Origin of the sequence: Aeromonas sp. s4 (assembly GCF_040907855.1) — a bacterium.
In the GTDB taxonomy this organism is placed as follows: Bacteria; Pseudomonadota; Gammaproteobacteria; order Enterobacterales; family Aeromonadaceae; genus Aeromonas; species Aeromonas caviae.
In genome coordinates, this window is sequence record NZ_JBFOCP010000021.1 from 1 (window position 1) to 9,503 (window position 9,503).

At 60.8% G+C, this 9,503-nt stretch carries 7 protein-coding genes and 1 pseudogene; 6 read left to right on the top strand and 2 right to left on the bottom strand.

What is annotated here, in order from left to right:
- Nucleotides 1-87 precede the first annotated feature (87 nt).
- Together AB5Y89_RS05905 and AB5Y89_RS05910 are read left to right on the top strand one after the other, a co-directional pair.
- Nucleotides 88-171 (top strand): annotated as a pseudogene (locus AB5Y89_RS05905) (nucleoid occlusion factor SlmA); the annotation flags it as partial.
- A 284-nt stretch (nucleotides 172-455) separates the two neighbouring features.
- Nucleotides 456-1,292, top strand: a complete 837-nt coding sequence (locus tag AB5Y89_RS05910) for a mechanosensitive ion channel domain-containing protein (RefSeq protein WP_042864726.1) — start codon at nucleotides 456-458, stop codon at nucleotides 1,290-1,292.
- Between the two features lie 117 nt (nucleotides 1,293-1,409).
- On the opposite strand, the gene AB5Y89_RS05915 is transcribed toward AB5Y89_RS05910, so the two are convergent.
- Nucleotides 1,410-1,598: a hypothetical protein gene (locus AB5Y89_RS05915; RefSeq protein ID WP_029314882.1), complete on the bottom strand. Its 189-nt coding sequence runs from the start codon at nucleotides 1,596-1,598 to the stop codon at nucleotides 1,410-1,412.
- Nucleotides 1,599-2,019: 421 nt separating this feature from the next.
- On the opposite strand from AB5Y89_RS05915, the gene pgi reads away from it, so the two are divergent.
- Nucleotides 2,020-3,669: a glucose-6-phosphate isomerase gene (gene pgi / locus AB5Y89_RS05920; protein WP_039040994.1), complete on the top strand. Its 1,650-nt coding sequence runs from the start codon at nucleotides 2,020-2,022 to the stop codon at nucleotides 3,667-3,669.
- A 162-nt stretch (nucleotides 3,670-3,831) separates the two neighbouring features.
- Here pgi and ilvC read toward each other — a convergent pair whose 3' ends face one another.
- Nucleotides 3,832-5,313, bottom strand: a complete 1,482-nt coding sequence (gene ilvC / locus AB5Y89_RS05925) for a ketol-acid reductoisomerase (protein WP_323920079.1) — start codon at nucleotides 5,311-5,313, stop codon at nucleotides 3,832-3,834.
- 193 nt (nucleotides 5,314-5,506) lie between these two features.
- Here ilvC and ilvY point away from each other — a divergent pair, with 193 nt between their 5' ends.
- The 3 genes from ilvY to AB5Y89_RS05940 all read left to right on the top strand — a co-directional run bounded on the left by ilvY (nucleotide 5,507) and on the right by AB5Y89_RS05940 (nucleotide 9,363).
- Nucleotides 5,507-6,400 carry an HTH-type transcriptional activator IlvY gene (gene ilvY / locus AB5Y89_RS05930; protein ID WP_010676123.1) on the top strand — a complete coding sequence of 298 codons (894 nt, stop codon included), beginning with the start codon at nucleotides 5,507-5,509 and terminating at the stop codon, nucleotides 6,398-6,400.
- Nucleotides 6,401-6,507: 107 nt separating this feature from the next.
- Nucleotides 6,508-6,699 carry a hypothetical protein gene (locus AB5Y89_RS05935; protein WP_010676124.1) on the top strand — a complete coding sequence of 64 codons (192 nt, stop codon included), beginning with the start codon at nucleotides 6,508-6,510 and terminating at the stop codon, nucleotides 6,697-6,699.
- 90 nt (nucleotides 6,700-6,789) lie between these two features.
- The gene (locus tag AB5Y89_RS05940; protein WP_368223089.1) at nucleotides 6,790-9,363 is read left to right on the top strand and encodes a GNAT family N-acetyltransferase; all 2,574 of its coding nucleotides are present in this window, start codon (nucleotides 6,790-6,792) and stop codon (nucleotides 9,361-9,363) included.
- Nucleotides 9,364-9,503: the final 140 nt, after the last annotated feature.

Genomic DNA, 9,503 nt, shown 5'->3' on the forward strand with positions numbered 1-9,503 from the left:
CCCACCGCCGGGTTTGAAGATCAGTGGCAGTTTATCCGCAGCCAGCTGCTGCAAAGCTGAGCCAGCAGACCGCATCAACCAATGCACGTCCGCTCCGAGTTCACAATCAAACCCACTGCCGGCTTTGAAGATCAGTGGCAGTTTATCCGCAGCCAGCAGCTGCAAAGCTGAGCCAGCAGACCGCATCAACCAATGCACGTCTGCTCCGAGCTCACAATCAACCCCACCGCCGGGTTTGAAGATCAGTGGCAGTTCATCCGCAGCCAGCAGCTGCAAAGCTGAGTGCGCACATGCCGAGCGTCCCTGCGCCAGCAGGGTTGTGACAAAGCGGGAGGCCTTGGCCTCCCTTGCTTTTTGTGGCACAAAAGAAGAGACAAGCACCAGATGCGACCCAGCTTGTCGCGCTCAAGTGTTAGATTCATCTGCCATAAATCTTCACACCAACAGGACATCCTATGGAACCCGAGATCATTACCGAAGCACAGACCTGGCTGACCAACAACCAGGGACTGATCATCGAGTATGCGGTCAACATCGCCGCCGCCCTGATCACCCTGCTGGTCGGTTACATTGCCGCCAACCTTCTCAGCGGTGGCGTGGTCAAGGTGATGCAGACCCGCAAGCTGGACACCACCGTCACCCACTTCGTCGGCAGCATCCTCAAATACACCATTCTGGTGTTCGTGGTGATCGCCGCTCTGGGCCGGGTCGGGGTGCAGACCGCCTCCTTCGTAGCCATCATCGGTGCCGCCGGTCTGGCCATCGGTCTGGCGCTGCAGGGCTCTCTCTCCAACTTTGCCGCCGGTTTCCTGCTCATCATCTTCCGCCCCATCAAGGCAGGGGAATTCATCGAGGTGGCAGGCACCAATGGCGTTGTGCAATCGGTTCAGCTCTTCACCACCACCCTCACCTCGGGTGACAACAAGATGGTGGTAGTGCCGAACTCCGCCATCCTCAATGGCACCATCGTCAACTACTCGCGCATGGATACCCGCCGCGTCGACATGACCTTCGGCATCGGCTACGGCTCGGATCTCCGCAAGGCCAAACAGATCCTGGAGCGGCTGGTGAGCGAAGAGCCCCGCATCCTGAAGGAGCAGGCCGCCACCATTGCCGTCGCCGCGCTGGCCGACTCCTCGGTCAATATCGTGGTGCGCCCCTGGGTCAAGACCGGTGATTACTGGGGTGTCTGGTTCGACTTCCACGAGAAGGTGAAGCTCACCTTCGACGCCGAGGGCATCGAGATCCCCTTCCCCCAGCGTGTGGTTCACATGCAGAAGACGGCGGATTGATCCTCGGTGTGCGTTCTCCAGTGCCAGCCTTCGGGCTGGCACTGTCGTTTCGGCCTTGCGGTGACATGAAAAAAACCGGCCACAGGCCGGTCTTGCGCACCAGATAGCACCGCGTTCTCACCCCAGCCGGCGTGCAACCCGGTTGAGCAGGGGCTGCATCAGCACATAGCCCCCCAGCACGGCTCCGATCACCGCCAGCACGCGGATCTCCAGCGTCGGCGCCGCATTGGCCAGCGTCAGGGTCAGCAAACCGATGAGGCCGGTGGCGATCAGGCTCAGGGCAAACAGGGATAACAGGGCTTTCATCTCGATCTCCTCATTCCACACCATTGATTCCATACCTTGGCCATCCTTGGGAGATCTCGTCCATTCGGCTAATATGGTAGCCAGCGTCTGTTGCCCGCCATTTGCGCCTGCTCAAAAAATCGTCCGATGAGCGTCTGTTGAATACCCTTTTATCTGTCACGCCAGCTTTCCAGAGCCACGGCCGCGCTCCCCTTGAAATGAAAGCCTTTTCAACCCGAACAAGCATGCGCGAACGCAAGATCCCGGGGTACTGAGTGACTCATAATCGCACTGTTTTGGTTGTACACTCCCTCGTTGCAGACAATTGGTAATGCTCTGTTACACGGGGCGCACGGAGTGCCCGGTATAATGCTCGCATAATAAGGTTTGGCGGGAGCCTTGCCTGCAAGGTTCAAACACAACTTGGAAGACTGATAATCCTATGAAAAATATCAATCCAACCCGGACCCAGGCCTGGCAGGCACTGGAAGCCCATTTTGCAGCCAACAAGGAGATGCGTCTCAAGGATCTGTTCGCACAGGATCCCAAGCGTTTTGACAAGTTCTCCCTCACCTTCGGTGGCGACATCCTGGTCGACTACTCCAAGAACCTGATCACCGAAGAGACCCTCAAGCTGCTGGTGAACCTGGCTGGCGAGACCGATCTGCGCAGCGCCATCGACGCCATGTTCAACGGCGACAAGATCAACATGACCGAAGGGCGCGCCGTACTGCACACCGCCCTGCGCAACCGCTCCGACCGTCCCATCGAGGTTGACGGCAAGGACGTGATGCCGGAAGTGAACGCCGTACTGGCCAAGATGAAGGGCTTCTGCGAGAAGGTCATCGGTGGCGAGTGGAAGGGCTATACCGGCAAGGCCATCCAGCACGTGGTCAACATCGGCATTGGTGGCTCCGATCTGGGCCCCGTCATGATCACCGAGGCCCTGCGCCCCTACAAGAATCACCTGGAGATGCACTTCGTCTCCAACGTCGACGGCACCCACATCGCCGAGACGCTCAAGAAGATCGATCCGGAAACCACCCTGTTCCTGGTGGCCTCAAAGACCTTCACCACCCAGGAGACCATGACCAACGCCCTGACCGCCCGCGACTGGTTCCTCGGTCATGCCGGTGACAAGGCCCACGTTGCCAAGCACTTCGCCGCCCTGTCGACCAACGGCAAGGCCGTTGCCGAGTTCGGCATCGACACCGACAACATGTTCGAGTTCTGGGACTGGGTCGGCGGCCGCTACTCCTCCTGGTCCGCCATCGGCATGCCCATCGCCCTCTCCCTCGGCTTCGAGCACTTCGAGGCCCTGCTGCAAGGCGCCTTCGAGATGGACATGCACTTCGCCACTGCCGCCTATGAACAGAACGTGCCCGTACTGCTGGCCCTGATCGGCCTGTGGTACAACAACTTCCATGGTGCCGAGTCCGAAGCCATCCTGCCGTACGATCAGTACATGCATCGCTTCCCTGCCTACTTCCAGCAAGGCAACATGGAGTCCAACGGCAAGTACGTGGACCGCGACGGCAATCCGGTGGACTACCAGACCGGCCCCATCATCTGGGGTGAGCCGGGTACCAACGGCCAGCACGCCTTCTACCAGCTGATCCATCAGGGCACCAAGCTGATCCCCTGCGACTTCCTGGCGCCGGCCATCAGCCATAACCCCATCGGTGACCACCATCCGAAGCTCCTGGCCAACTTCTTCGCCCAGACCGAGGCCCTGGCCTTCGGCAAGAGCAAGGAAGCGGTGGAGGCCGAGTTCCTGGCCGCCGGCAAGACGCTAGAGCAGGTCAAGGATCTGGTGCCGTTCAAGGTGTTCGAAGGCAACCGCCCGACCAACAGCATACTGTTCAAGCAGCTGACCCCGAAAACCCTCGGCTCCCTGATCGCCATGTACGAGCACAAGATCTTCGTACAGGGCGCAATCTGGAACATCTTCTCCTTCGACCAGTGGGGTGTGGAGCTGGGCAAACAGCTGGCCAACAAGATCCTGCCGGAGCTGGGCACCGATGAGGCCGTCACCAGCCACGACGGCTCCACCAACGGCCTGATCAACACCTGGAAAGCCTGGAAGGCCTGATTCTCCCGCCCTCCAGAATGCAAAAGCCCCGCTCGATGAGCGGGGCTTTTTTATTGCTATCAATCGGTCTGTTTGCATCATCCGGACGACAGGCCGGGTGTCTAAGCCAGCCAGTAACGGGGATCGTCATCCCCGCCCCTTCCGATGCCGCTCAGCGAAGGCTTAACCGCCGACGGCAATACGCTTCATGTCCTTCATGTAACCACGCAGGGTCTGGCCGATCTTCTCGATCGGGTGGTTGCGGGTCGCTTCATTGGCAGCCAGCAGGGCCAAGTTGTCCACCGCCTTGCTCTCGGCACGGGCACTGCCCAGGTCCCCTACTTGCAGGGTCGGCATGAAGTGCTCGCGCAGCAGCGGCACGGCGGCGTTGGCGAACAGGTAGTTGCCGTACTCCGCGGTATCGGAGATGACCACGTTCATCTCGTACAGACGCTTGCGGGCGACGGTGTTGGCGATCAGCGGCAGCTCGTGCAAAGACTCGTAGTAGGCGGACTCTTCATAGATGCCGGAGGCCACCATGGTTTCGAACGCCAGCTCGACACCCGCCTTGACCATGGCCACCATGACCACGCCATTATCGAAGTACTCCTGCTCGGCGATCTTGCCAGCATAGGCAGGGGCATTCTCGAAGGCGGACTTGCCAGTCTCTTCGCGCCAGCCGAACAGCTTGGCATCGTCTTCGGCCCAGTCAGCCATCATGCCGCGGGAGAACTCGCCGGCGATGATGTCATCCATGTGCTTCTCGAACAGCGGACGCATCAGGGTGCGCAGTTGCTCGGAGAGCTCGAAGGCACGCAGCTTGGCCGGGTTGGAGAGACGGTCCATCATCAGACTGATGCCGCCCTGCTTCAGGGCCTCGGTGATGGTCTCCCAGCCGAACTGGATCAGCTTGCCGGCATAGGCCGGGTCGGTGCCCTCGGCAACCAGCTTGTCGTAGCAGAGCAGGGAACCGGCCTGCAGCATGCCGCACAGAATGGTCTGCTCGCCCATCAGGTCGGATTTCACTTCCGCGACGAAGGAAGATTCCAGCACGCCGGCACGGTCGCCACCGGTAGCAGAGGCCCACGCCTTGGCGATGGCCATGCCTTCACCCTGGGGATCGTTCTCCGGGTGGACGGCGATCAGGGTCGGTACGCCGAAACCACGCTTGTACTCTTCACGCACTTCGGTGCCCGGGCATTTGGGTGCAACCATCACGACGGTGATGTCGGAACGGATCTGCTGACCCTCTTCCACCACGTTGAAGCCGTGGGAGTAGCCCAGCGCAGCGCCCTGCTTCATCAGCGGCATCACGGTTTTGACGACGTCGGAGTGCTGTTTGTCCGGAGTCAGGTTCAGCACCAGATCGGCGGTCGGGATCAGCTCTTCATAGGTGCCGACCACGAAGCCGTTGTCGGTGGCCTTCTGCCAGGAGGCGCGCTTCTCGGTGATGGCGGCCTTGCGCAGGGCGTAGGAGATGTCCAGCCCGGAGTCGCGCATGTTCAGACCCTGGTTCAGGCCCTGGGCGCCACAGCCCACAATCACCACCTTCTTGCCCTTCAGCACGTTGCAGCCGTCCGCGAACTCTTCGCGCTGCATGAAACGACACTTGCCCAGTTGGGCCAACTGCTGACGCAGGTTCAAGGTGTTGAAATAGTTAGCCATGGTGATTGCTCCGTTCGATTGATTCCATGCCGGATAGCGGCGTTGTCGAAACCACTATAGCGCGGGACACTTATTGCCTGAACTGATATATTCGAAACAGTACGTTGCAGGAATTGAAATGTTATTTCCCGCAATCTCCCGCCGCCGAGCCATCGTGCTACAGGGCGCCTGACAACGCCGCAGGAATAAAAAGATGGACCTTCGCAATCTCGAACTGTTTCTACACCTCGCCGACTCCCTCCACTTCGGCAAAAGCGCCGATGCCATGGCGGTCAGCCCCTCCACCCTGAGCCGCGCCATCCAGCGACTGGAACAGGAGACCGGCTGCGTGCTGTTCGAGCGGGACAACCGCTCGGTGCGGCTCACCCCTGCTGGTGACAAGCTGCGGGAGTTTGGCGGTGCCTTGCTGCAGGAGTGGCGCCAACTCAAACAGGAGCTCAAGCGCAGCGACGAGCCGCTGCAAGGGCGGCTACGGGTGTTCTGCTCGGTCACTGCCAGCTACTTTCTGCTGCCCGAGGTACTGGAACGCTTTCGTCGCCGTTATCCCCAGCTGGAGATCAAGCTGGAGACCGGCGACCCGGCACTGGCAGTGGACAAGATCCTGGCTGACGAAGCCGATCTCGCCATCGCAGCGAGGCCGGATGCGCTCTCGTCCAAGCTGGAATTCGCCAGCCTGCAACAAGTCCCTCTGGTGTTCATCGCCCCCCGCAATGCCCCCCAGCAGGGTCAGTGGTTCCCCCAGGGCGAACCTGACTGGGAGCGCCTGCCGCTGATCCTCTCCGAACAGGGGCTGGCCCGAAAGCGCTGTGATCAATGGTTTCGCAACAAGGGGATAGCTCCCAACATCTATGCAGAAGTGGCGGGCAACGAGGGCATCGTCGCCATGGTGGCCCTCGGCTTCGGTGTGGGTGTCGTGCCTGCCGCCGTCATCGATCACAGCCCCATGGGGGACAAGGTGCGTGTGGTCGAGCCCAAACCGGCGCTCAAAGCGTTCGACGTCGGCATCGCCGTGCTCAAGAAGCGGCTGGAAGAGCCGCTGATCCGCGCCTTCTGGGACACCGCACGCGGCCAGGGAGGCCTTCGCTGATCCGGCAGGCGTCGGAGCCACAGTGAGTGTCAAATGTATCAGTATGAAAGTGGGGGAGAAGAGGGGACACTGGCCGGCACCATCCAGCCACCATCAAGGAATACAGCGTGAGCCAGCATCTTGTCGAAATCCGCAGTGCCATCCTGTTCGCAGAATATCTGCAAAGCCTCGGGGTCCAGCGCCATGAACTCGATCGGGAGCAGGAGATCTATCTCCAGGACAGGCACCTCGCCACGGTGCAATGCATTCAGGGGGAGCTGCGCTTTTATCTGCGCGCCAGCGCACTGGCCAGATCGTGATCCGCAATCGGTCACAGAACCCGCACGCAAAGCGTATTAGACTGGCACCATCCGTCCCCCTTGCCCCGGGGGCCACCACGAGGAGTGCCCATGAAACAAAGCGGCCTGGATCGGCTCTTCAAACCTCACTCGATCGCCGTCATCGGCGCCTCCAGTGATCCGCAGAAGGCAGGCCATGTGGTCATCCGGCACCTGCTGGCGGGTCAGTTCCAGGGCCCTATACTACCCGTAGCCCCCCGCAGCCAGGCCATCGCTGGCGTGCTCGCCTATCCGGACATAGAGAGCCTTCCCCTCTCCCCCGATCTCGCCATCGTCTGTACCCGGCGCGAACGGGTACTGCCGCTCATCGAGGAGCTCGGCAAGAAAGGAACCGGAGCCGCCATCATACTGGCCGCCCAGTTCTCCACTGACGAGCGCCTGCGGCTCAAGCATCTGTGCCAGCAATACGGCATCCGGCTGCTCGGCCCCAACAGCATGGGCATGCTGCTCCCCGGGCAGGGTATCAACGCCAGCTTTTCCCCCATTGCAGCGACTCCGGGACAGGTGGCGTTTCTCTCCCAGTCGGCAGCGGTCAGCACCACCATCCTGGATTGGGCCAAGCAGCGCGAAATCGGCTTCTCGGCCTTCATCTCCCTGGGCGATCATTGCGACATCGACTTTGGCCAACTGCTGGATCAGCTCTCCCGGGACGGGACGACCCGCGCCATCCTGATCTACATGGACAAGCTGCACGATGCCAGGCACTTTCTGTCCGCCGCCCGTGCCGCCTCGCGTAACAAACCCATCCTGATCCTCAAGAGCGGTCGGCACGACCCGGCCAACGGTCTCGACAATGTCTATGATGCCGCCATCCGCCGGGCTGGCATGCTGCGCGTCCGGGATACCCACGAACTGTTTGCCACTGTCGAGACCCTGAGCCACTCCCTGACCCTCAAGGGGGAGCGGCTCGCCATCCTCTCCAACGGGCGCGGCCTCGCCAACATGGCCGCAGACGTACTGCTGTCTCGGGGAGGCAAGCTGGCGATGCCACCCCTCGACATCGGCAGCGATGCAGATATCGAGGCCTACAAGAGTGCACTCGAGACGCTGCTCCAAGGGGACAGTGCCGATGCCATCCTGCTGATCCATGCACCGTCCCTCACCGCCCGAGGTGTCACCCTCGCCAGCAACCTGATCGACTTCATCAAGCAGCATCCCAGGGCCAGACGATTCAACATACTGACCAACTGGGCAGGCGAATACTCCGCCCAAGAGGGGAGACGCCTGTTCAACGAGGCGGGCATCCCGACCTATCGCACCCCGGAAAGCGCCGTCACGGCCTTCATGCACATGGTGGAATATCGCCGCAACCAGAAACAGTTGATGGAAACACCGGCCTCCCTGCAGGGCGACAGGCTCGATGTCGAGCGCTGCCAGCAGCTCCTTGGGCAAGCGCTGGACCGCCAGCAGCGGGTGCTGGACACCCACCTGGCCCATCCAATATTGCAGGCAGCCGGGCTATCCACCCTCGCGACCTGGATCGTTTCCGATGCCATCGAGGCCGCACTGACTGCAGAACAGATTGGCTACCCCGTAGTGGTGAAGCTGCGATCTCCCGACATCGCCCACAAATCCGATGTACACGGTGTCATGCTGAACCTACGCACCTCGGCAGAAGTCGCCCAGGCGGCGGATGCCATTCTGGACAGGGTACGTCAGCACGATCCTGGCGCCCGCATAGAAGGGCTTCTGGTACAACGCATGGCACGCCGCAGCGGGGGTCTGGAGCTACGGATCCGCTTGCAGCAGGATCCTGTCTTCGGCCCCGTCATCCTGCTCGGGGAATCCGGCGCCGAGCCCCGCGACATGGTCGCGGCCCTTCCTCCCCTCAACCAGGCACTGGCTCGCTACCAGATCATTGGTGCCCTCAAGGATGGCAAGATCCGCGAGCAGGCCAGTCCGGTACGGCTCGATATCGACGCCCTCGGCCAGGTGCTGTGCCAGCTCTCCGAGCTGCTGCTGGCCTTCCCCGAGATACAAGAACTGGATCTGCACCCGCTGCAGGCCTGTGGCGAAGAGATGGTGATCCTGGATGCCCGGCTCGTCTTGGCAGAGCGAGGGCAACAAGTGCTGCCACTGGCCATTCGCCCCTATCCCACCGAGCTGGAAGAGGGTGCCTGGCTGAAAGATCAGAGTCATGTGCTGCTGCGCCCCATTCGCCCCGAAGACGAGCCGGCCCACAAGCAGTTCGTGCGGCAGGTGTCTGATGAAGACAGGTACAAACGCTTCTTCGCCGACGTGGGGGAGCTGGGGCATGAGGAGCTGGCCCGCATGACCCAGATCGATTATGACCGGGAAATGGCCTTCGTCGCCGTGGGTCAGGACGGCCCTTTCAGCCAGCAGATCCTGGGAGTGGTGCGAGCCATTGCCAGCCCGGATCAATCGGATGCGGAGTTTGCCATCCTGGTCCGCTCAGACTTGAAAGGCCTCGGACTCGGCAAGTTGATGATGGAAAAGATCGTGCGCTATGCCAGAGAGCGTGGCATAGGCCAGCTCTCTGGCATGACCATGCCCAGCAATCGCGGCATGATCAATCTGGCCAAACGGCTCGGTTTCAAGATCGATATTCAGCTGGAAGACGGGATAGTCAACATGGAGCTGCCCTGTGCTGATCAGGTTGTATAACGATACAATCGTGGTGGTAAATCAACCAGATATGGATGGATAACGTGAATTTCAGGCAATAAAAAACCCCGCTCGAGTGAGCGGGGTTTCTTGTATTGGGTGCCTGGCAGTGTCCTACTCTCGCATGGCGAATGCCACAC